Genomic DNA, 23,856 nt, shown 5'->3' on the forward strand with positions numbered 1-23,856 from the left:
TCAGGGAATTATCTTAATAGTTAGCAAGTGGGGCAGCAGTCGTTTCGACTGCTGCCCCACTTATTTTTGATTTTCCTTTTTTCAAAATAGGTGGGTTTCTTATGTAAGATGAACATTCTCTAATAAAAAGACTTGCTAAACGATTTAAAACGTATTATAGTGAGTAGCATCGTTAGTCAAAAAGCGCTTTTTGACTAATGAAAAAGATATATAAAACGTTATATAATAAAGAGTTTTAAAAGTTTTTATGGAGCTGTTGGTTAAACTAAACGAAGTCATTTCTTTTGTAGGAGGAAAGTATTGTGTTACACAAAGCAGAGGGGGTTGATCGTCGGAAATTTACGATGGCAGGGATCTTAGTTGCCATGGGCGTTGTCTATGGAGATATTGGAACGAGCCCTTTATATGTAATGAAAGCCATTGTAGGAGATAATGGTGGCTTGGCACGGGTTTCTGAATCGTTTATTTTAGGTTCGGTCTCATTAATTTTTTGGACATTAACTATCTTAACCACGATTAAATATGTTGTTATTGCTTTAAATGCTGATAACCATGGAGAAGGTGGGATTTTCTCTCTTTATACATTGGTTCGTAAAAAAAGTAAGTATTTGATTATTCCCGCAATGATTGGCGGCGCCGCTTTATTGGCTGATGGCGTTTTGACCCCAGCTGTGACAGTGACGACAGCGATTGAAGGCTTACGGGGGATTCCGGCATTTTTTGAACGTTTTGGCAATGACCAAACGATTATAGTGGTTATTACGTTGACGATTATTTTAATTCTTTTTTCTGTTCAACGATTTGGAACAGAATTGGTCGGGAAAGCTTTTGGGCCGATTATGTTCTTGTGGTTTACTTTTTTAGGCATCATTGGTTTAATGAATTTTAGCCAAGATTGGACGGTTATTCGTGCATTAAATCCATATTATGCTTTGCAATTACTAGTCAGTCCAGAAAATAAATTAGGTCTATTTATTTTAGGGAATATTTTCTTGGCTACAACTGGTGCTGAAGCTTTATATTCTGATTTAGGGCATGTAGGAAAAATGAATATCCGCATTAGCTGGCCGTATATTAAGATTTGTTTGATTCTTAATTATTTAGGGCAAGCTGCGTGGTTGTTAACGGTCAAAGAAAACCCTGAAATGCAGGCATTAGCTGAAATTAACCCATTTTTCCAAATGATTCCACGAGGTATTCTCGTATTTGGCGTTGTTTTTGCAACAATCGCCGCAGTGATTGCTTCGCAAGCGTTAATATCAGGTTCGTATACTTTAGTTTCTGAAGCGATTAAATTGAAGTTATTACCAAGACTTAAAATTATTTATCCTGGGAGCAATATCGGTCAAATGTATATTCCAGCGGTGAATTTAATTTTATGGTTAGCTTGTTCAGCAATCGTGCTGGCTTTTAGAACATCGACACACATGGAAGCTGCGTATGGTCTATCGATTACGATTACGATGTTAATGACAACCATTTTATTGTTGTTTTATCTTTTGGATAAAATTCCAGCGTGGTCTGCGTATCTAATTTCCTTGTTCTTTGCTGCCATTGAAGTTATCTTTTTCTTTTCAAGTGCTGCGAAGTTTTTCCATGGTGGATATGTTGCTGTGGGAATGGCAGTCTTCTTGTTATGCATCATGATTATTTGGGAACGCGGCAACGAGATTAAGGAAGCAACGGCGGAACAAGTGTCGTTGGAAAAATATGTACCACAACTTAAAGCTTTGAAAGAAGATACATCTGTACCAATGTATCAAACCAACGTGGTCTTTTTAACCTCCGATCGAGTGGATGGCGAAATTAATCGTAATATTATTTATTCGATTTTGGACAAACAACCAAAACGAGCGAATGTTTATTGGTTTGTCAATGTTCAGGTAACAGATGAACCCTTTACTCAAGAGTATTCTGTTGACATGTTAGGAACTGATTTTATTGTGCAAGTTCAGCTATATTTAGGCTTCCATATTTCTCAAGAAGTAAATGTATATTTAAGACAAATTGTTCATGATTTGATGAAAACAGGCCGCTTGCCAAAACAGCCACAACGTTATTCATTAACGCCAGGAAGAGAAGTTGGCGATTTCCAATTTGTATTAATTCAAGAAGAATTATCTAACGTTTCTGAACTGAAAAAATGGGATCGACAAATTATGCAGGCAAAATTAGCTATCAAAAACTTAACTACTTCTCCTGAAAGTTGGTTTGGCTTGGAATACAGTGAAGTCAAATATGAATCCGTTCCTTTAATCATTGGCCCACAACGGAAAACGCACTTAGTTGAACGAAAGAATCGTTCATAAATAGAAGAAATTTAACTAAAAGATTGAGCCTAGGTCCTTGAGATACATGGCTCAATCTTTTTTGTAGAATCAGAGTAAATACTGTAATTCCACAAAGAATTCATTTAAAAGCGTTGGATCTTTAAAGGAATTCATCCGCTTAAAGATAGCCAGTAAGACTTCTTTTTGAGGCTCAGTTAATTGATCTACTTTTAACAAAGGAAGAAAAGCGATAATCAGAGAATAATCCAATTCTGGATTTTGAGAATGTGTAAATAATTCATGTAGTTCCGACAAAATAAACGGATGATAATAAGATTGGTCAGACTGTTCTTCTGTAGTTGTTGGTTCATAAATAGAAATACTCTCTTGGGAATGAGAGGGGGCTTCTACTGTTAATGGAAAAGCATAAAAGGACTGCTGTAACTTTTGCGCTTGAATCATAATTTTTAATGAATCGTGATAGGATAGCTGTTCTTCAGATAAACGTACCATCAACTGAGTAAAAAAAGGTGGTTTTAGCAGTTGTTTATTTTGAAAATTTTCTTTCAATAGCTGGCGCACAAATCGATCAAAATCACCATAAAGTAGCCAATCTACTGTTGTATCGCAGGCTTTAGCGATTTTTTTTAAGTATCGTTTATTGGGTAAATTCAAACCTAGTTCCCAGTTACTAATTGTACTTCCACTAGATAAACCAATTTTATTGGCTAAATAACGTAAAGTGTACTTCTTGTTTTTTCGAGCTTCACGCATGCGTGCCCCGACTTGCTTTGTAGTAATTTCCATTGAAACACTCCTTTTGTAATAAATATGAGGATAAGGTGTTCTTAAAATATACATACGCAAAATTCGGCTCTTTTTTTTTCTAAACTAAAAAAAGTAATTATTTCTAACAATTTTTATCTTGTGCTATGCTTAAGATGAAAATACTTAAGAAGAGAAGGGATCATATGTCAGCAAAACATAATCATGAACAACACCAGGAAAAACAGCCAACAATGTCCCACGATAAAATGAATCACATGAATCATGATATGGCGCATGAACAAATGGCTATGTCACACCAACATGAAGGAATGAAGGGAATGGACCATTCAATGCATATGGGGAATTTTAAACAAAAATTCTGGCTGTCATTGATTTTAGCTATTCCGATTATTGTTCTTTCACCAATGATGGGTTTTCAATTACCTTTTCAATTTACTTTTCCAGGTTCTGATTGGTTGGTCTTAATTTTAGCAACTGTGCTATTTTTTTATGGTGGACAACCATTTTTAAGTGGCGCTAAAATGGAATTACAGCAAAAGAGTCCAGCAATGATGACGTTAATTGCGATGGGGATTTCGGTATCATATTTTTACAGCCTATATGCGTTTTACATGAATCATTTTACGAATCAGGCCCACGTGATGGACTTTTTCTGGGAATTAGCCACTCTGATTGTTATTATGCTTTTAGGCCATTGGATTGAAATGAATGCTATTTCTAATGCTGGTGATGCCTTGAAAAAAATGGCTGAACTGTTACCTGACACAGTCAAACGAATGACTGAACATGGGGAAGAAGAAATTCCTTTGCAAGATGTTCAAGAAGGCGATCGCTTGATTGTTCGTTCGGGAGATAAAATTCCGACAGACGGTAAAATTTTGAAAGGAAGCACAACAGTCGACGAATCGATGGTTACAGGGGAATCAAAAACAGTAGAAAAAAACATTGGCGAATCCGTGATTGGTGGAGCTGTCAATGGCAACGGAATGATTGAAATTTCGGTAACTGGCACGGGTGAAAATAGTTACCTGTCAAAAGTTATGGAGATGGTTAAACAAGCGCAATCGGAAAAATCAAAACTAGAATCCATTTCAGACCATGTAGCCAAGTGGTTATTCTATATTGCCTTATTCGTAGGTGTGTTAGCATTTATCGGTTGGTTAATGGCGACGAAAGATTTGTCGCTAGCATTTGAACGAATGGTTACAGTTTTTATTATTGCCTGTCCCCATGCGTTAGGCTTAGCAATTCCTTTAGTGATTGCTAGAAGTACCTCCATTGCTGCTAAAAATGGCTTACTTTTAAAAAATCGGAATGCATTAGAACAAGCCAATAAGGTTGAATATGTGTTGCTGGATAAAACTGGTACTTTAACAGAAGGACAATTTACAGTTACTGGCTTAGAATTAATGAGTAAGCAATTCACTAGAGAAGAAGCACTTAAATATATTGGAGCATTAGAAAAAAATGCAAACCATCCGTTGGCAATTGGAATCATGAACTATTTAAATAAACAAGCCGTTCAACCTTATGAAGCCCATAATCTGCAAGCTTTATCAGGCGTAGGACTGGTTGCTACTGTTCAAAACCAAGAAGTCAAAATAGTCAATGAAAAAGAAGTTGCACGGTTACAGTTAACCTTCGATGAAACAATTAAAACAAACTATCAAGAGCAAGGAAATACCTTGAGTTATTTAATCATCGCTGGTCAATTAGTCGCACTGCTTGCTTTAGGAGATAAAGTCAAACCAGAAGCTAAAACATTTATTGCAGAGTTACAAGCGCAAGGAATTACGCCAGTCATGTTAACAGGGGATAATCAAACAGCTGCCTGTGCAGTTGCTAATTATTTAGGAATGAAGGAATACTACGCAGAGCTCTTACCAGAAGATAAAGAAAAAATTGTACAACAATATCTTACTGAGGGACATCAGGTCATGATGGTAGGAGATGGTATTAATGATGCACCAAGTTTAGCCCGTGCTTCAATCGGCATTGCGATAGGCGCTGGTACAGATGTAGCGATTGATTCGGCAGATGTTGTACTGACGGATAGTGATCCTAAAGATATTTTAAGGTTCTTAGATTTAGCCAAACAAACACGACGTAAAATGATCCAAAATCTTTGGTGGGGAGCTGGGTACAATATTGTCGCCATCCCTTTAGCGGCTGGGGTCCTTGCACCAATTGGGATTGTTTTAAATCCAGCTGTAGGTGCTGTGATGATGTCATTAAGTACAATTATTGTAGCAGCAAATGCTATGACACTGCATATTTCAAAAAAATAATTCGATATAATTGTAGAGAGCGGAAAGTAATCAATACTTTTTGTTCTCTATTTTTTTCTTCTTAAAAAAATTTTTGCCTTATTTGACGTATTCTTATAACAAGGGAGTGAAAGGGGACGATATATGGATTTCAAGGAATTATTGTCTTTTGAACATAAAAATATGTTGGAATTGTTGGATTTACTGCAACAAGAGCAGACATTTTCTGTTTTGATGGCTGCAGAAAAACTAAAGGTGAGCGACAAAACCATCCATTGTTACATTCAACGTTTTGAAAAAAAGCAGGAAACGTTTAAGATAGAAGGGCTTTGTAAGATTTATACAACGACCAAAGGAATTGTAAAATATCGTAAATTATGCGTTTGTGGCTTGGCTCGGTTTAGACAAAAATTTTGTTATTTTATTCCCGAATTTTATATTTTACGTTGTCTAATTGAAGAGCGAATCAATTATGCGCAATTGACCCAGGTATTGGGATTACAGGAATCAACTCTTCGGAAGAAACTTTCTAATATTCGACGTTGGCTAGTTAATTTTGATATTATTGTACGTCAAAAACATTACGATTTAACTGGCAATGAATGGCAAATTCGACAGTTAATCCTTTGTTTTTATTTGTTTTTTCAAGAAAGCTGTCTGGAAGAAAACAGAGAAATGACTCGGAAAATCATTACCTTTTTTGAGTTGGATTTAAATGTAGCACAACAGAATCATCTTAGTTGGCTAATTTATATTTGGGAGAAACGATATAGAGGTGGGCGTGAAATTTCAGTGCCAAATGCTAATTTATTTCAACAAACAAGTGCTTTTTTTTATTTATTTCGTGTGGAAGTGTTGAGCACTTCTTTTATATCTCTTAAAGAACAAAAAGCGTTATTTGTGATTCTTGAAGCACATTTTGGTGGTTGTTTTGGCAAGAGAGCGCGAAAGTATTTTATTCATGAGCAAATGAAAATAGAAAGTTTATGCTTAAAAACAGCTATTTTTATTATGAAAGAAATTAGGAGAAATTTTACACAACATCATTTTAGTTATCAAGAAATTCATTTATGTCGATTTTTAAGTACGCATATGAATAGTTTATTAGACGGACAAGCATGGTTGCCAGCTCATAAACAGGAACAAACACTCGCTGTACGTTATCAACAAACTTGGCACAGATTACAAAAACTTATTAGGCTTTTAAAACGCCTGTATCCAGTCTTTACTTCAGTAAAAGAAAGGGAATTGACGAGTTGCTATTTTTATCACATCCTAGATTTATTTGACCCGATTTTATATGAAAAAAAATATATTATTTGCCTATTGACGGACTTTCCTCCAGAAAAGGAACAAGCGTTGGGGCAATCTATAAAAAGCTATTTCAGTGAAAAAAAGAATATTACAATTATTCATGGAAAACCAACGTATCAACTTCACCAAGCACACCTCTTAATTGTCAATCATTTGTTTCAGATGAACGTAGCGCTTTCTTCTAAGACAGTGGTTTATTTGCCAGAGGAATTATCTCCTGCTTTTTTTGAAAAAGTCGAAGCGAATCTACCGTAAGAAGTCCAATTTTGTCTAAATAGTGTTAAAATGAAGAAGTAAGAGGAATGGATGAGGAGGATATTAAAATGAAACAACTGCAATTTGGTACAAGTGACGAAACAGTTTCTTCGGTTATCTTAGGATGTATGCGCTTAAATGGTGCTGAAAATCCTCAACAGGTAATTGAAACTGCTTATGATCATGGCATTACATTTTTTGATCACGCCGACATTTATGGTGGCGGCGACTGCGAAACCATTTTTGGTAAGGCCTTAAAAGAAAGTACCATTCGTCGTGAAGATATTTTTATACAAACAAAATGTGGAATTCGTCAAGGCTTTTTTGACTTTTCGAAAGCACATATTTTAGAAGCGGTCGAAGGGAGTTTACAGCGTTTAGGTGTAGATTCAGTCGATGCATTATTGTTGCATCGTCCAGATACTTTAGTGGAACCAGAAGAAGTAGCTGAAGCTTTTCATTTATTAGAAAAACAAGGGAAAGTTCGCTATTTTGGTGTAAGTAACCAAACGCCAGGACAAATTGAACTTTTAAAAACAGCTGTTAAACAACCATTATTAGCTAATCAATTACAATTTGGCATCAAGCATACTGGCATGGTGGATCAAGGCTTACAAACAAATATGGAAATATCAGGAAGCATTGATTATGATCATGGTATTTTAGATTATTCACGGTTGAAACAAATGACTATTCAAGCATGGTCACCGTACCAATATGGTTATTTTGAAGGTGTCTTTATTGGAAATGAAAAATTCCCTGAGTTAAATCAAAAATTAAGCGAATTGGCTGAAAAATATCAAACAACGCCAACTGGCTTAGCCAGCAGCTGGATTCTGCGCCATCCTGCTAATATGCAAGTCATCGCAGGAAGTATGAATCTTGGTAGAATTGAAGAAATTGCTAAAGCAGCAGACATTGTGATTAGTCGCGAAGATTGGTACGATATTTATCGTGCAGCAGGAAATGTTTTGCCGTAAAAAGATTCTCATACTTGTGAAGATCCAGCGTGTATTGCTGATTGATTTTGGTATTTGATATAGTTGTCACTAAGGAACTATGTCAAATACCTTTTTCTTTCATTCTGCAATCGCCGTCTACTGCAAATTCTGTAGTTTTTTGTTAAAATAGAAAGGAAACTAGTTTGCTAAAGATGAGGGGAAAAAAATGACCAAAAAAAAATTATTACTCGTTGATGGAAACAGTGTAGCCTTTCGTGCATTTTTTGCGCTACATAACTCATTAGAACGATTCAAAAATAAGAACGGCTTGCATACAAATGCTATTTATGCATTTAACAATATGTTTGAAAATGTAATGCAAAAAGAAATGCCTACTCATGTTTTAGTCGCTTTTGATGCAGGGAAAACCACATTCAGAACAGAATTTTATTCAGAATATAAAGCCGGACGTTCAAAAACACCGGGGGAATTTAAAGAACAAATGCCGTATATTCGTGAACTTTTAGAAGGTTTAGGCGTAAAATATTATGAACTACCTAACTATGAAGCAGATGATATTATTGGTACATTAGCCAACAAAGTTGATAAAGATGAATTTGATGTTGTCGTGTTATCAGGGGACCGAGATTTGACACAATTAGCGACGGACACTGTCAAAGTAGATATCACTGTTAAAGGAGTTAGCGATATTGAATCATATACGCCTGAGCATATTGCTGAAAAATATGATGGGTTAACGCCTAAGCAAATTATTGATATGAAAGGGTTGGCTGGCGATACATCGGATAATATTCCAGGTGTAACGAAAATCGGTGAGAAAACCGCGATTAAGCTGTTAAAACAATATGGCTCAGTTGAAGGGGTTTATGAGAATATCGATGAAATGAAAAAAAGCAAAATGAAAGAAAACTTGATTAATGATAAAGAGCAAGCCTTTCTTTCTAAACGTTTAGCGACAATTGAAGTCAATGCACCAGTCGAAGTCAATGTGGAAGACTTGGCATATGAAGGAAAAAACTTAGAAAAATTGGTTCCTTTTTATAAAGAAATGGACTTTAAACAATTTTTAGCTAAGTTGGACATTACAGAAGAACCTGTTGAAATGGAAGATATTTTATTTGAAGTAGTTGAAGATCAGTTAACCAATGAAATGTTTACAGACGATATGGCTCTTTATGTTGAGATGATGGAAGACAACTATCATACGTCACCGATTGTCGGCCTTGCTTGGGGCAATAACAAGAAGATTTATACCACGAATAATTTAGCTGTTTTTGAAAGTCAGCCATTTATCGACTGGTTGATGGATGAGACACGTAAAAAAAATGTCTATGATGCAAAACGGACGTACGTTGCACTAAATCGCTATGTAGGAAAAATGACAGGGATTGCCTTTGATGTTTTATTGGCTGCTTATTTACTTGATACCAATGACAATAACGCTGATATTGAAGGTGTAGCACAACATTACGGATATGATGCGATTCAATCTGATGAAGCCATTTATGGAAAAGGGGCCAAAAAAGGCTTGCCAGAGGACGAAGAAGTTTTCTTTGGTCATTTAGCACGTAAGATTAAAGCAATTCAATTTTTAACAAGCAAATTAGATAGCGAATTAACAGAAAAGAATCAAGCTGATTTATTCTATAAAATGGAATTACCACTTTCTCGTATTTTAGGCGATATGGAAATAACTGGGATCCGTGTTGATGCCACGCGCTTAAAAGAAATGCAAGTAGAATTTTCAGAACGCTTGAAAGAAATCGAAGAAAAAATCTATGCAGAAGCTGGCGAAGAATTTAATTTGAATTCACCTAAACAATTAGGCGTTATTTTATTTGAAAAAATGGGCTTACCTGTGATCAAAAAGACGAAAACTGGTTATTCAACAGCGGTGGATGTTTTAGAACAACTAAAAGAACAAGCACCAATTGTGGCAGATATTTTAACTTATCGTCAAATTGCCAAAATTCAATCAACCTATGTTGAAGGACTCTTAAAAGTAATTCAGCCAGATAATAAAATTCATACTCGGTATGTACAAACACTGACACAAACAGGACGACTAAGCTCAGTAGATCCTAATTTACAAAACATTCCTATCCGTTTAGAAGAAGGCCGAAAAATTAGAGAAGCCTTCGTACCAAGAGAGGATAATTGGTTGATTTTCTCTTCTGATTACTCTCAAATTGAGTTACGTGTGCTCGCGCATATTTCTAATGATGAACATTTAAAAGAAGCGTTTGTGGAAGGACAAGATATCCATGCCAGCACTGCAATGCGAGTTTTCGGTGTTAAAAAAGCAGAAGATGTCACACCTAACATGCGTCGTCAAGCTAAAGCGGTGAATTTTGGAATTGTCTATGGTATCAGTGATTATGGCTTGTCTCAAAACTTAGGCATTACTAGAAAGCAAGCGCAACAATATATTGACACCTATTTTGAAAAATATCCAGGCGTGAAACAGTACATGGAAGAGATTGTCCGCGATGCCAAAGACAAAGGCTATGTGGAAACATTGTATCATCGCCGTCGTTATTTAAGTGATATTAATTCAAGAAACTTTAATCTACGTTCGTTCGCTGAACGTACAGCGATTAATACACCGATTCAGGGAAGTGCCGCAGATATTTTAAAAATTGCGATGATTGAAATGGCGCGTCGTTTAAAAGAAGAAAAATTACAAGCGACAATGTTATTACAAGTGCACGATGAATTAGTTTTTGAAGTACCAGAATCAGAATTAGAACAATTAAATCAACTCGTCAAAGAAGTGATGGAGCACGCAGTTTCCTTACATGTGCCACTTATCACCGATAGCAGTTGGGGAAAAACATGGTATGAAGCAAAATAATAGCTTACCCATTAAGAACGATGAATAAAATAAGGATAAGTAGGATCTGGACGTTGGTATCTAAGCGTTCAGACCTCTTTATATAAAGGAGCAAAAATAATGCCAGAATTACCAGAAGTAGAAACAGTGCGAAAAGGACTTGAAAAACTTGTTGTAGGAAAAACCATTCAAGAAGTCATTGTTTTTTGGCCAAGAATTATTGAATCACCAGAAGTTGATGTATTTCAAGGTCAATTAGCTGGTCAAACGATTGAAGGGATTGAGCGAAGAGGAAAATTTCTGATTTTTAAATTGTCTGATAATGATATGATTTCTCACTTACGGATGGAAGGAAAATATGAGTTTCATCAGGCTGATGATGAAATTGCCAAACATACCCATGTAATGTTTACTTTTACAGATGGCACGCAATTACGTTATTTAGATGTACGGAAATTTGGCCGTATGACATTGGTTCCTAAGAATCAAGGTCATCAATATAAAGGGATTTTAGCTTTGGGCCCAGAGCCAACACCAGACGTTTTCCAATTAGCTACTTTTCAACAAGGCTTGAAAAAGCATCATAAAGCAATTAAGCCATTGCTGTTAGATCAAAAGCTAGTGACGGGCTTGGGGAATATTTATGTAGATGAAGCACTTTGGCAAGCGCAAATCCATCCAGAACAACCAGCAGATTCCTTAAAACCTGCGGAAGTTGCTACGTTGTATCAAGCAATCATTGACGTCTTGGCACGCGCTGTTGAAGCAGGTGGAACCACCATCCGCACCTATCTAAACGCGTTAGGAGAAGCAGGGACTTTTCAAGTAGCGTTGAATGTCTATGGGCAAACAGGCTTACCTTGCAATCGTTGTGGTACGCCAATTGTTAAAACAAAAGTGGCACAACGTGGTACGCATTATTGTCCACAATGCCAACAATTGAAAGGTCGTCGATTGAAATGACAAAAGTTTTAGGCATTACAGGAGGGATTGCGACAGGTAAAAGTACGGTTGTTGCTCTTTTAAAAAAAGCGGGTTATCCAATTGTTGACGGCGACATTATCGCCCGCGAAATTGTTGCAAAAGGGCAACCAGCCTTAGCCGCAATCGTTGAAACTTTCGGACCAGAAATAGTATTAACAACTGGTGAATTGGATCGGAAAAAGTTAGGACAATTAATTTTCGCTAGTCCTCAAAAAAGAGAGCTGTTAAATGAAACGCTGAAACCTTTTTTAAGAAAAGAAATTTTACGTCAAATTGAAGAAGCTAAAAAGAAAGCTTCCCTGGTTATTGTTGATATTCCTCTGCTTTATGAAGCTCATTATGAGGCGATTATGGATCAAGTTGCTGTGGTATATGTACCAGAAAAGATTCAAAAAGAGCGTCTGATGGCCCGAAACCAATTAACAGAAGAAGAAGCGCAACAACGAATTGCTAGCCAATGGCCGATTGAAATGAAAAAAGAACGAGCAGATATCGTGTTTGATAACCAAGGAACTAGAGAAGAAACGGAACAACAAGTGAAGAAGTGGCTAGAGGAACAAACTGGAAAGAAGTGAATATTTTTTTAATGGCGTAAAATGTTTTGAAAATTTCAGAAAAAAACAGTGAAAGTCTTTGTTTTTATTAAAGAATGGCAAAGATTCAACTAAGAACCAGTTCTAAAGACCTAGTAATAGCGCAATTTCATGTTATAATATAGGCAACAAAAATTATACAGAATAGAAGAGGTGAACGTTATGCGTTGTCCAAGATGTCATCATAATAATTCCCGTGTTATTGATAGCCGTCAAGCAGATGATGGACGTGCAATTCGCCGTCGTCGTGAATGTGAAAATTGCAGTTATCGGTTCACTACATTTGAAAGAATTGAAGCGGCGCCATTACTTGTAATCAAGAAAAATGGGGATCGTGAAGAATTTAATCGTGATAAAATTTTGCGGGGGCTCATTCGCTCTGCGGAAAAAAGACCCGTTGCTATGGAACAAATGGTTCAAATTGTCGATAATGTTGAAAATCGAGTGCGTAGTTTAGGGGAAAATGAAGTCTCTACAACGCTTATCGGTGAATATGTAATGGAAGATTTAGTCAATCTAGATGAAATTGCCTACATCCGCTTTGCGAGTGTTTATCGACAATTCAAAGATATGAGCGTGTTTTTGAAAGAGTTACAGGACATTGTCGACAAAGCAAAATCTTCTTCTCCTGACTCAGAAAATTAAAAAGGAGGTCTTTCTTTGAAAGGAAATCGGCAAAGAATCCAACCAAAAAATATTTTTCAAGCGGTTATTGATTCACCGCTTTCTGATCAAGAGAAAGAGGTTTTAACCTTTTTATATCAACCAATTGTCGGCGCCAATGCGTTTAGTTTATATTGGCTTTTGTTATCTGAAACAACAGACTCAGAGGAGAATGGCTCGCTGTTTCATGCAGATTTAATTAGTTTGCTGGACTTGAGTTGTCAACAATTAGAAGAAGCTTGCTACAAATTAGAAGGCATTGGGTTGCTAGAAACGTATAAAAAAACAGATCGGGAATTAGGAGATTGTTATTTATATTATTTAAAAGCACCTGAAACAGCCGCTCGTTTTTTTAAAGATGAAGTGTTAGCTTTAGTGTTATTTAATCGGGTTGGACAACGGAAATTTGATCAATTAGTGCAAAAGTTCCAACCGCATCCTACCAAAACAGAGGGCTATCAAAATGTTTCCGCTAGCTTTCAAGAGGTTTATGCCTTTAAAGAAGAACAAATTGTTTCCGAAGCGAACCGATTGACAACGATTCAAGAAACTTTTTCTCAACAAGAAAAATCGAAGAAAATTTCTGTATCAACGGATTCTTTTGATTGGCACTATTTTGTGGAAGGTTTGCACCGTTTAGGTTTACAACTGCCTGAAGATGAGGCTAGTTTTCAAGAAGAAGTCTATGTTTTTCATCAATTATATGGCATCAATGAGTTAGATATGGTAGACTTTGCTTCGAAATCATTTGACTATTATACAAGTCGAATTTTGCCTAAGGAATTAGTGCGAACGATTCATCAAGCGTTTGATCCTGATAAAAAACCACAACCAACAAACGTAGTGACAAACAAGCAAGTACAATTGACGGTGGAAGAGCAACAAACGTATCGATATAACGCATTAAAAATGAATGGTTTTTCTGAACTGGATATTCAAATGATTATGGATAGTGAAAAGAATCCGCCTATTCAATATTTAGAAGCTTTAAAAAATAGTCGAGGCGGCTATACGACACCACAAGAACGTTCATTAGTGAAATATTTGGTTGCTAAATCAGGCTTACCGACTAGTGTGATTAATATTTTGATTAACTATGTTTACAATATTCAACAACAACCGACTTTAAAAGCGGAGTATGTGAATCGAATTGCGAATGAATGGGGACAAAGTGGCATTCATTCACCAGAAAAAGCAATTGAACATGTCAGAGAATTGGCAAAACAAAGCCAAACCAAACAAAAACAGCGACAACAAAATTATTCAGGGAAACGCCAAACTGTTCGACAAGAGCGATTGCCAGAATGGGCAGATCAGCCAAACGATGAAACAAAACTTTCCCCAGAAGAACAAGCCGAGTTAGATCGACAAATTCAAGAATTTTTAAACCAAGGAGGTGACCAATGATGGAAGACGTAGGAAAAGAAATGTCAAAAATTATCCAGAAGCGTGACATCAATGAACGATATGAAGAGCTGGTTAACGAAGTATTGAAAGATCAAGATGTTCAAGCCTTTATACAAGCAAACCGAGAGCGTTTAACCGATGAAGATATTCGTAAAAGTTATGCTAAGCTGTATGAATTTGTTCAAGAAAAAAAGAAATTTCAATTAAACGATCCAGCAATGATTGCTCCAGGCTATGAGCCAAGATTAATGTTGAATTTTCATTACATTGATGTAACGTATGTCCCAACGGCTGATTTAATCGCCCGTCAGAAGGAAGAAGAAATTCGTAATCGAGTAAGGGCAATGGACATGCCAAAAGATGTCCGAGAAGCAAATTTACGAGATTTCGATCCATCTTCTCAAGGTCGAGCCAAAGCGTTAGCAGAAGCAATGCAATTTTTAAGAGAATATCCTGCGACACCAAAAGAATTTCATAAAGGGCTCTATTTACAAGGTCCCTTCGGTGTAGGAAAATCTTTCTTATTAGGTGCGATGGCTAATGCTTTAGCAGAACGTGGATTTACTACGACAATTGTTCATTTTCCAACATTTACAGTAGAAATGAAGCAAGCCATTGGTCGCGATCAAGTTGGTGAAAAGCTCGATGCAGTAAAAAAATCCCCTATATTAATGATTGATGACATTGGTGCGGAATCCATGACTAGTTGGATTCGTGACGACGTTTTAAGCGTAATCTTGCAATACCGAATGCAAGAACAATTAGTTACTTTTTTCTCTTCCAATCTAGATTTAAAAGCTTTAGAAGAGCATTTAACCGTGACGCAACGAGGAGAACAAGAGCCGCTAAAAGCCAGACGAATTATGGAACGTGTGCGTTATCTGTCAAAAGAGATTACGATGACAGGAAATGATCGACGAAACGGTTAAAGCAATCCTTTTATTTTTATGGATTGCTTTTTTTCTTGCGTTTGAAGAGGTAGCGTAAGTTTCGCAAAAACAAGTACTTTTGTGTACACTGACAATAAAGAAGTGAGGAAAAGAGGCGTAACAATGAAGAGAAAACTTTGGATTTTTATTGGGGTATTCGTGGTGCTTCTGGGAGGATATTTTCTTTTGTTTAGAGAAAAATCCTATAAAGTAGAGGTGGAAAAAGTGAATCCAAAAATTCAACGCTTAATGTCGACAGACAAACAACATTTTTTAACAAAACATGAATTTCACACAAAAGAAACCGCTGAACGCAAAGATTTGTTGAAGTTTTTTATTGAAACCCGGCTCAAAACAGACGGCGGTTTTTTAACCAACTATTTACCAGATGCTGAACGCAAAGATGTCGCCACAGGACATGAGCTGCTAAGTGAGTCTTCAGGTCTATATTTGCGTAATTTAGCTTTTGATACGCAGGGACGTTTTGATAATTTTTACAAGCAGACGAAAGACACCTTTTACGACGGCGTCCAATTTAGTTACCGAATTGACGAACAAGGCAATAAATACAATGTCAATGCCTCGATTGATGATTTACGGATCATTCGTTCATTAATTGAAGCAGGGGGGCATTTTAAAACAGATCAGTACGATCAAGAAATTAAAAAATTAGGCAAGAGTTTTATGAAAACCTCTATGAAAGATAATATTCTAATTGATTTTTACGATAGTAAATCAAAACAACAGTCTTCAGAAACTTCTTTGTTTTATATTGACTTAATTACGCTGGGTTATCTATACAAAGAATTTGGGATTTCAGCAGACTACTTGCAGTATCATTACCAATTAATAGACGATGGCTATATTTCTGATGATTTACCTCTTTATCAAACGAAGTTTAATCATCAAACAAATAAATACGAAAACAACGGAACACTTAATATTATTGAATCTTTATTAACGATTGTCCATTTAAGTGAAGTGGGTATGGCGAAACAGACTAGTATTGATTTTGTACGAAAACAAGTTCAGCAAGGAACGCTTTTTAACTCGTATGATTTAAATGGATCGCCCGTGGATAAAAATCAATCTGCAGCTAGTTATGCGATAGCGGCTTTAATTGGTGTTGCCGAAAATGACAAAGAGTTGTATCGTGCGGCAATTACAGTACTTAATAATTTTCAAATTATGGATTCAAGCAGTCCGATTTATGGAGGATTTGGTGATAAAGTTACGAAACAAGTCTATTCCTATAATAACTTAATGGCTCTTTTGGCCTATGATTTCTAGATGAGGTGAAAGCATGGAAAAGATCAAAAAATACATGAACTCGGCTTTTGAATGGTTGAGTCGTTATATTTCTCCAAGTCTTTTGGCCGTTTTAGGGATTGGGTTAGTGACAAGCATTTTGTTATTTGTTTATCCGATTAATGGTTTGGGAGATAATGGCGAGTATTTTCGTGTGTTAAATTCAAATAGTCTTTATCGTGTCAATGGTGATAGCTACGACAATGTGGCCTATTTTGTTAAGGACTTTTCGATTATGCGTTATTTTAATGAAACAACGACGCACTTTGTTTCCACTCAACAATTTTTCATCACCATTGCCATTTGGCTTAATAAACTTTTTTATAGTCAAACACTTTTCGATATTCGTTTCTTAGGTTTCGTTTATCTTAGTTGTTTTTTAGTGTCAATTTATATTCTGGTACGAGGCTTAACCGAAGGCGTGTCTTTGAAAAAAAGTTATCTTATCTCTTTGTTGGTTATTTTCATCTTGGGAGATACCTCCTATACGATTTATTTTAATTCCTTTTATACAGAAGCGACGAGTTTTTTACTTTCTGTGAGTGTCTTAGCATTTTCAGTCTATTTTTATCGGGTGACGAAACCACGAACTTGGCTCAGAAGAATAGTTTTAGTTATCTTGGCACAAGCAGTAGTACTTTTAATAGGAACAACACGCCAAGAATATTTGCTGATTATTGGCGTAATTATTGCTGGATTAGGATTTTTTGTCTACTTGTCACAACGTTATCAACGATTGTCAATGACGGCCTTTTTAATTGCGTTGATTGGTTTTACAACGTTAGCGGCTTTTATCGTTCCTAACGATATCTATGAACGTGATGTCTACCACAGTATGACGCGCGGTGTAATGAAGGATAGTAAGGTTCCAGATAAACGGATGTCAGAGGGCGGAATCAACCCGCAATATGGGTTGCAAAAGGGACGTTCCTACTTTGAAGAATACAGTCCTGTGTCACCAACTTCTGAACAAATGAAAAAAGATTTTTTTGATAAAACGAGTTTTGGATGGGTGTTATTGAATTATTTAAATTATCCATCTGAATTATGGCAAGGACTGAATTCAGCGGTCCCAAATGTTTACTTAGTAAAGCCTAATAATGTGGGGAATTTTGAGAAAACGACAGGGCGTGCACCACTGGAACAATCTAAATTTTTTATGGTGTATAACCGTATTAAAGCCAGTTTTTTCCCTAAAAACTTTGCTTTCTATCTATTATTAGGCGTGATTCTGTTTGGTTTATATGGCGTTGGTTTATACAGAGGACTCAAGAGAAACGAACCCAGATTAGTTTTTCGCTTCTTTTTAATGACAGGGATTTATCTTAATTTATTAGTTGTTTTCATTTCAACAATTATTATTGATGGGGATAGTGACTTAGTACGTCATTTGTTTTTAGTCTCAGTATTTTTAGATTTTCTCTTGTTACAAATTGTTTCTGATGTTATTGGTAAACGAATGTGGCAAGATACAACACCACAAGTCATTGGGGAGGTAGAGGGAATTGAAAAATAAACAATATCTTATTGGCTGGGTGTGTTTCTTACTCTTTTTCGTTTTTTGTGGCTTTGCCAAACCGGCGCTGGCTGCACCAAGTAAACATGTCTTACTTGTCTATGACAGCTTGAATATTGCTGGGAAAAAAGAAAATGATGTGGATGCTTTACAACGAGTGTTGACGAGTTTTGGAGTAGAAGTTCAGAGTGTGGCGGTATCAGATTATGTACCTGGCGAATTGCTAAATGATGGCTATGACAGTTTGATTTCTATGGTGAATTGGCCTGAACAAGCCGGCGTTATTGCCTCTGATTTTCTAGCAGATCGAGTTCATTTTAAAGGTAAACAATTACACATTGGTCGAAACATGCGTGACGATGAAAAACAATATTTTAGCGGTACATGGAAAGAATTAAGTCATCGTCAATATCGGTTAGAAGATGAAAAAAACCGCTTTTCTCAAGTATTGCCTTTTCAAGATCAATCAGTTGTGCTGGAAAATACGCAAGGTCAGACAGTTGGTCGATTAAAAACACAAGAATTAGCACCAGAAGAATATCCATTTGGTGTAATTGAGAATGGGCATGCTTTTCTACCAATGTTTGAACGCAAAGGCGCTGTTTTTTTAGAAAGCTTGGACGTAATTAGTCAATGGCTGGAAAGTGAAAAAATGTCACGGCCGTTTTTGACGATTTCTGATTTTAACCCGTTAAGAGATATGTCTGTGGCAACCTATTTGCAAGAAGAATTAGTTAAAACCACGTATCCTTATATTTTATCCAGTACGAGCGTTTCACAAAACAATACGATTTTACCTTATAAATTATTTACGAACGCGTTACGTGCGTTTGCTTCGACGGGGGTTATTTTCTTAGAAACACCGGTCGTTAACAATGTTGATTTAAATGACCAACGTGCCTTGAAACAATTGATGGCGCAGCAGATTAGTTTATTGGTCGACAGACATGTTTATCCCGTAGGCATTTCTGCTCCAGGATATTGGAATCAAGATATTCAATACCAAGAGGATGGTCTAGCAATCAGTGATACAGTGATTCTAAGAGAAAATCCGCCGATTGAACGCGTTTTTTATCGAAACCAAACGGGAAAATCAATCACTTATAAGAATGCTTTGTTTGATCTACCGTATGATTATTTATCAGGGATTGAATGGACGGATAAAGATAATCCGAATGACTATCGATTTCCAATGCTGACCACCATTAGTTTTTCATTTCCAAATTCTAAAAAAGAAGTGGATCATCTAATTCAAGAAGTCAAGGAAGCACCAATAGTGTTTAGTGTTTCAGAAGCGGATCAACATTTCACTGTTCAAACACAAACGCAGAAAATCGAATTTCGGAATAATCGGTTCTTCTTAAACAATCAAATTGTCAATGGTTTGGCTGATACAGGGGCCTCAACAGTTGAAAAACAACGATTTACAGGCTTATTTTCATTCTTTTTTAGCATCACAAATAATATTTTAGTTGGCGTTGTTACACTGACTTTAATCATCCTGATTATTTTGTTTATGATTGGACGAAAGAATTATCGGTCGAAATATATTAATAAGGAGGAAGACAAATGACCATTGCTGACATTGTAATGTTAACAGCAACTATCATTATTTGGAGTCTACTAATTGTAAATATTCTCTTAGTTATTTTTGGCTATGTTTATTATTTAAAAACAGATCCTGTCGCACCACCACCTGTAGAGGACGAAGACGCGCCGTTTGTTTCAATTATGGTGCCGACCCATAATGAAGGAATTGTCATTGTGCGGACAGTTGAAGCGTTATTGAATTTTAATTATCCGCAAGATCGCTATGAAATTATTGTGATTAATGACAACTCAAGTGATAATAGTGCTGAGCTTTTAGCGAACGTCCAAAAAAAGGCGGTTAATCGAAATTTGCAGATTATTAATACAGACAATATAACAGGTGGGAAAGGTAAGTCTAATGCCTTAAACATTGGTTTCAAGCAAGCCAAGGGGGACGTGATTGCCATTTATGATGCGGACAATACACCTGAACCGAATGCACTCCGTTATTTAGTTGGAGAGTTAATTGCTAGTGAGGAATACGGCGCGGTTATTGGTAAATTTAGAACGAGAAATCGCAATGCAAGCCTGTTGACACGCTTTATTAATATCGAAACACTGGCCTTTCAATGGATGGCACAAGCCGGTCGTTTTCAATTATTTAAGTTATGCACGATTCCTGGCACAAATTTCATTGTTCGTCGTAGTATTATTGAAGCCATTGGCGGCTGGGATGACAAAGCGTTAGCCGAAGATACAGAAATCAGTTTCCGCATCTATATGATGGGCTATAAAATTAAGTTTCAACCAAAAGCAGTGACGTGGGAGCAAGAGCCACAAACTTTGTCAGTTTGGTTCCGACAACGGACGCGATGGGTCAAAGGCAATATTTATGTCATTGTTAAAAATGCTAAATTATTGTTTAATCCTAAAGCGAGTCGGATCCGTTTTGATATTTTATATTTCTTGTCCATTTATTTTCTCTTAATGACATCGCTCGTTTTGTCAGACATCATGTTAGTTTTATCAATGTCTGGTTACTTAACAACGACCCTGCAAGGATTTAGCAATTCCTTGTGGTTGTTAGCGATTTTGTTATTTATTTTCAGTACTTTTGTCAGTATTACGACCGAAAAAGGCGAAATGACTTTAGAGAATATCTTAATTATTGCCTTGATGTATATTACATACAGTCAGATGTGGCTAGTAGTCGCCGCTTATGGCATGGTGATGTATATTAAAGAAAATGTTTTTCATAAACAAACACAAACAAAATGGTACAAAACTGAACGATTTAAATAAGGAGGAAACGTGCAATGAAACAAAAAACAGTCACTTTAATAGGGTTGTTCTTTCTGGCAATTCTGATTGGTGTCGCAAGTCCGACCGTATACGCCGAAAACAAAGAACAAGACAACCATACCTTTACACAACCTTTTCAAAATAAAACAATCTCTTTAACAGGTACTTCTGTCCGTAGCACCATGTATTTTACAAAAATTGATTATTGGAACGTTAAAAAAGCATCATTCAATATGACCTACCAAATCACACAATTAAAAAATAATCAGACCTCAGATTTAACTGTGGCAGTGAATGGTGTGAAGTTTTATTCTTGGCGTCCTGAAAATACGACTGGTATTCAACAAAAGACGATTGAAATCCCTTTGGAACTGATTAAAGAGACAAATACATTGACTGTTGAAGGCCAAATTATTAATCAGGCAGGAAACGACATGTATAATTTAATTGAAACTCCAGCAAATTGGTTAACGATGTATGAAGGATCTAACGTAAACTTCCAATACGATTTACAATTACCAGAGAATACGATTCATTCTTTTTATAATCATTTTGTGGGAGCAGACACGATTGCGAATAAACACAGTGTTATTTTGACACCAGAAAATGCATCGGAAAAAGAATTAGCTGCAGCGACCCATGCGTTAGCTGGCGCTGCTCGTTTGATTACTACTTCAGAAGAATTGTTGCCAATGGCTTCTTTGAACAAAGAACAGTCAGCACCCTATCAGTTGATTATTGCCAGCTATGATAAATTACCAGATCAGTATAAAAGTCAAATCGATAGCAAACGTGTGGAGGACCAGGCTGTCTTAAAATTTTTCAATCAACCAGATAAGCATGTTTTAGTAGCTACTTCTAAAGATGAGGACTTACTTGTTCGTGCGGGACGTTATTTAGCAAACTATGAATTAATGACCCAAACAGATAAAGAAGAGACAACAGTTGATGAGAATACCGATACGTTTAGTTCAACTTTAGAATTTGATGGAAATTATCCATTAACCTCAACGGGGGACAAACTAGAAGGAGCCTATCACCAAGAACAAACGTACTTTGTCAATTTACCAGTGGATCGAAACAATGCCAATGGAAGTCGCGTGAAATTACATTTTAAATATGCTGAAAACTTAGATTTTGATTCTTCTTTAGTGACGGTCTATGCCAATGATAAACCAATTGGCAGCAAGAAATTAACCGCTGCTCGTGCGAACGGTGATGAATTAAATCTCGAATTTCCAAAGAACTTAGAAATTGCTGATAGTTTTGTTTTAAAAGTTGCTTTTGATTTGAACGTTAAATCACCAGAAGTTTTACTAAATGGTCAGACTCCATGGGCCTTTATTGAAAATAATTCGAATGCGTTTATTCAAACAGAAGAACTGAATGACATATTATTTAACAACTATCCGAACATTTTTATCAGAAGCCGTTCTTTTGCTGATTTAGCGATTTTATTACCAGAAAAAATGGACGACAACTATTTTAAAGTGTTGACTAATTTATTTAACTTAATTGGTAATTATGCTGAAAGTAATGTCGGTGAGATTACGTATTATAAAAAAGCGCCTAAAAATGCGGCATTAGAAAATCATAACTTGATTATTTTTGGTACGCCTAAGGATAATCCGATGATTCGTAAGTTAAACGATCAGTTATATTTCCATTATGATAAGGATTTCACACGTTTTGTTTCAAACGAGAAACTGAGTATCGAAAAAGATTATGGTAAACAAATCGGTACGGCGCAGCTAATGTTTTCTCCATATAATGCGAAAGCCGCGGCGTTAATCTTAACGGGAGCTAAATCACAAGGTGTCTTTTTAGCCTCTACACAAGTGAATACAGAGAAGAATACTTCTATGTACAAAGGAGATGCCATTGTGGTCGATCCGAACTATCGTCGCTATGATTATCGTTTCAAAAAACGTGTAAGCAACGTTAGCAACGAATCATTAGGTAAACGAATTGTCAATAATCATAAATTAATGATTTATCTATTTGTCTTCTTAATTGGTATGACCATTATTGGATTAAGTGCGTTCTTCATCGTGAAGAAGAATTTGAAAGGTGGGGAATAGAGTGAATCAAAAACGAGTGACCTTACTTTTGGATTTAACTTTGTTGGCAGGAATTGTTTTGGTTGTCGGCACAACCATCTTTATGGCCTTAGGAACGAATGATTTCTTTGTGGACTTAAGTTGTCTATTAATTTCAGTTATCTTAATTATTGTTACCTATTTTGTAGGAATTACAGCGGGGTTAACATTTTCGCTTATATTTATTTTTCTACAATTGACTTATGTTGTATATCAGTATGTCTATCATGATTTGTTTAGCTATGGCTCATTATTTTGGCTAATCATGCCGCCGCTCTACTGTTTAACAATCTATGCTGTGACTTATCAAATTCGTACGATTGAAGAAGAAAATATTCGCTTACGTAAAGAAACTTCTCAGTTAAATGCGTTAGATGCAGTAACTAATTTAAGAACAGCAAAAATGTACGAGGAAGGATTCGATTTATTTTCTGATATTTCTACACGTTATGAAGCGCCGTTATATTTAGTCGTGATCCGAGTGGCCTATTGGGAAAGTATTCGTAACTTATTAAGTCCTGAACAAAAAAATGAATTGCTACAAATCGTGACAGCGGCGATTAAAGAGACAACGGATGATCGCTTCTTACCATACTTTATCGACGGCACACCGCCAACTTGGGCGTTATTAATTTTCCGCGATGGGGATGACGGATACACTACTAGAAAAGAATTCAAACAACAAGCTCAAGAGAAATTTGCCCATTCTGAAACCTTAAGGAATATTACTTTGACATTACAAGTTTCCTATACCAAATATGATCCTGCCGAATTTAACAACGCTTCAGAATTTTTAGGGGATGGAATTAATTCTCTTCAATATGATGTTTAAAAA

At 36.2% G+C, this 23,856-nt stretch carries 17 protein-coding genes; 16 read left to right on the plus strand and 1 reads right to left on the minus strand.

The features are described from left to right. The first annotated feature begins 302 nt into the window (after positions 1 to 302). Positions 303 to 2,309, plus strand: coding sequence for a KUP/HAK/KT family potassium transporter (locus IGK70_RS03015; RefSeq protein ID WP_438775163.1), 2,007 nt, complete (start codon positions 303 to 305; stop codon positions 2,307 to 2,309). A gap of 69 nt (positions 2,310 to 2,378) precedes the next feature. Here IGK70_RS03015 and IGK70_RS03020 read toward each other — a convergent pair whose 3' ends face one another. After that, positions 2,379 to 3,077 carry a helix-turn-helix domain-containing protein gene (locus IGK70_RS03020; protein ID WP_104855496.1) on the minus strand — a complete coding sequence of 233 codons (699 nt, stop codon included), beginning with the start codon at positions 3,075 to 3,077 and terminating at the stop codon, positions 2,379 to 2,381. Between the two features lie 125 nt (positions 3,078 to 3,202). Here IGK70_RS03020 and IGK70_RS03025 point away from each other — a divergent pair, with 125 nt between their 5' ends. The 15 genes from IGK70_RS03025 (at position 3,203) to IGK70_RS03095 (ending at position 23,853) form a co-directional block, all read left to right on the plus strand. Continuing rightward, positions 3,203 to 5,347: a heavy metal translocating P-type ATPase gene (locus IGK70_RS03025; RefSeq protein WP_162783051.1), complete on the plus strand. Its 2,145-nt coding sequence runs from the start codon at positions 3,203 to 3,205 to the stop codon at positions 5,345 to 5,347. 123 nt (positions 5,348 to 5,470) lie between these two features. After that, positions 5,471 to 6,895, plus strand: coding sequence for a helix-turn-helix domain-containing protein (locus tag IGK70_RS03030; protein WP_220421720.1), 1,425 nt, complete (start codon positions 5,471 to 5,473; stop codon positions 6,893 to 6,895). A gap of 68 nt (positions 6,896 to 6,963) precedes the next feature. Beyond that, a complete protein-coding gene (locus IGK70_RS03035; RefSeq protein WP_002355754.1) occupies positions 6,964 to 7,875 on the plus strand; it encodes an aldo/keto reductase in 912 nt (303 codons plus the stop codon). 187 nt (positions 7,876 to 8,062) lie between these two features. Further along, a complete protein-coding gene (gene polA / locus IGK70_RS03040; RefSeq protein WP_104855494.1) occupies positions 8,063 to 10,711 on the plus strand; it encodes a DNA polymerase I in 2,649 nt (882 codons plus the stop codon). 99 nt (positions 10,712 to 10,810) lie between these two features. Further along, entirely contained in the window at positions 10,811 to 11,653 is an 843-nt protein-coding gene (gene mutM, locus IGK70_RS03045) for a DNA-formamidopyrimidine glycosylase (RefSeq protein ID WP_002355756.1), read from the plus strand. After that, complete coding sequence (gene coaE / locus IGK70_RS03050) at positions 11,650 to 12,249, plus strand: dephospho-CoA kinase (protein ID WP_010823441.1); 600 nt, start codon at positions 11,650 to 11,652, stop codon at positions 12,247 to 12,249. Before mutM ends, coaE begins: the two co-directional genes overlap by 4 nt. Before the next feature lie 180 nt (positions 12,250 to 12,429). After that, the gene (nrdR, locus tag IGK70_RS03055) at positions 12,430 to 12,912 is read left to right on the plus strand and encodes a transcriptional regulator NrdR (protein ID WP_002381296.1); all 483 of its coding nucleotides are present in this window, start codon (positions 12,430 to 12,432) and stop codon (positions 12,910 to 12,912) included. A gap of 15 nt (positions 12,913 to 12,927) precedes the next feature. Beyond that, positions 12,928 to 14,337: a replication initiation and membrane attachment family protein gene (locus IGK70_RS03060; protein ID WP_010818291.1), complete on the plus strand. Its 1,410-nt coding sequence runs from the start codon at positions 12,928 to 12,930 to the stop codon at positions 14,335 to 14,337. Beyond that, on the plus strand, positions 14,337 to 15,266 hold the full coding sequence (dnaI, locus tag IGK70_RS03065) for a primosomal protein DnaI (protein ID WP_002355760.1): 930 nt from the start codon (positions 14,337 to 14,339) through the stop codon (positions 15,264 to 15,266). The genes IGK70_RS03060 and dnaI overlap by 1 nt, the downstream gene beginning before the upstream one ends. Before the next feature lie 81 nt (positions 15,267 to 15,347). Continuing rightward, positions 15,348 to 16,556 carry a hypothetical protein gene (locus IGK70_RS03070; protein ID WP_002385036.1) on the plus strand — a complete coding sequence of 403 codons (1,209 nt, stop codon included), beginning with the start codon at positions 15,348 to 15,350 and terminating at the stop codon, positions 16,554 to 16,556. 13 nt (positions 16,557 to 16,569) lie between these two features. Continuing rightward, entirely contained in the window at positions 16,570 to 18,090 is a 1,521-nt protein-coding gene (gene wsfD, locus IGK70_RS03075) for a glycan biosynthesis hexose transferase WsfD (RefSeq protein ID WP_002385037.1), read from the plus strand. Continuing rightward, entirely contained in the window at positions 18,080 to 19,663 is a 1,584-nt protein-coding gene (locus tag IGK70_RS03080; RefSeq protein WP_220421721.1) for a hypothetical protein, read from the plus strand. Before wsfD ends, IGK70_RS03080 begins: the two co-directional genes overlap by 11 nt. Further along, positions 19,660 to 20,922, plus strand: coding sequence for a glycosyltransferase (locus IGK70_RS03085; protein ID WP_438775164.1), 1,263 nt, complete (start codon positions 19,660 to 19,662; stop codon positions 20,920 to 20,922). The genes IGK70_RS03080 and IGK70_RS03085 overlap by 4 nt, the downstream gene beginning before the upstream one ends. A gap of 14 nt (positions 20,923 to 20,936) precedes the next feature. Next, positions 20,937 to 23,003 carry a cellulose biosynthesis cyclic di-GMP-binding regulatory protein BcsB gene (locus tag IGK70_RS03090; RefSeq protein WP_104855491.1) on the plus strand — a complete coding sequence of 689 codons (2,067 nt, stop codon included), beginning with the start codon at positions 20,937 to 20,939 and terminating at the stop codon, positions 23,001 to 23,003. Further along, positions 22,993 to 23,853: a hypothetical protein gene (locus IGK70_RS03095; RefSeq protein ID WP_002419369.1), complete on the plus strand. Its 861-nt coding sequence runs from the start codon at positions 22,993 to 22,995 to the stop codon at positions 23,851 to 23,853. Before IGK70_RS03090 ends, IGK70_RS03095 begins: the two co-directional genes overlap by 11 nt. Positions 23,854 to 23,856: the final 3 nt, after the last annotated feature.

Source organism: Enterococcus sp. DIV0358 (assembly GCF_051713465.1).
Lineage (GTDB): Bacteria > Bacillota > Bacilli > Lactobacillales > Enterococcaceae > Enterococcus > Enterococcus faecalis.

Excerpts from the sequence above, each read along its gene's own strand:
- IGK70_RS03025 (WP_162783051.1), top strand. The coding sequence starts at position 3,203 with ATGCTTAAGATGAAAATACTTAAGAAGAGAAGGGATCATATGTCAGCA.
- IGK70_RS03030 (WP_220421720.1), top strand. The coding sequence starts at position 5,471 with ATGGATTTCAAGGAATTATTGTCTTTTGAACATAAAAATATGTTGGAA.
- dnaI (WP_002355760.1), top strand. The coding sequence starts at position 14,337 with ATGGAAGACGTAGGAAAAGAAATGTCAAAAATTATCCAGAAGCGTGAC.
- IGK70_RS03085 (WP_438775164.1), top strand. The coding sequence starts at position 19,660 with ATGACCATTGCTGACATTGTAATGTTAACAGCAACTATCATTATTTGG.
- mutM (WP_002355756.1), top strand. The coding sequence starts at position 10,811 with ATGCCAGAATTACCAGAAGTAGAAACAGTGCGAAAAGGACTTGAAAAA.
- nrdR (WP_002381296.1), top strand. The coding sequence starts at position 12,430 with ATGCGTTGTCCAAGATGTCATCATAATAATTCCCGTGTTATTGATAGC.
- polA (WP_104855494.1), top strand. The coding sequence starts at position 8,063 with ATGACCAAAAAAAAATTATTACTCGTTGATGGAAACAGTGTAGCCTTT.
- wsfD (WP_002385037.1), top strand. The coding sequence starts at position 16,570 with ATGGAAAAGATCAAAAAATACATGAACTCGGCTTTTGAATGGTTGAGT.
- IGK70_RS03090 (WP_104855491.1), top strand. The coding sequence starts at position 20,937 with ATGAAACAAAAAACAGTCACTTTAATAGGGTTGTTCTTTCTGGCAATT.
- IGK70_RS03035 (WP_002355754.1), top strand. The coding sequence starts at position 6,964 with ATGAAACAACTGCAATTTGGTACAAGTGACGAAACAGTTTCTTCGGTT.
- IGK70_RS03020 (WP_104855496.1), bottom strand. The coding sequence starts at position 3,077 with ATGGAAATTACTACAAAGCAAGTCGGGGCACGCATGCGTGAAGCTCGA.
- coaE (WP_010823441.1), top strand. The coding sequence starts at position 11,650 with ATGACAAAAGTTTTAGGCATTACAGGAGGGATTGCGACAGGTAAAAGT.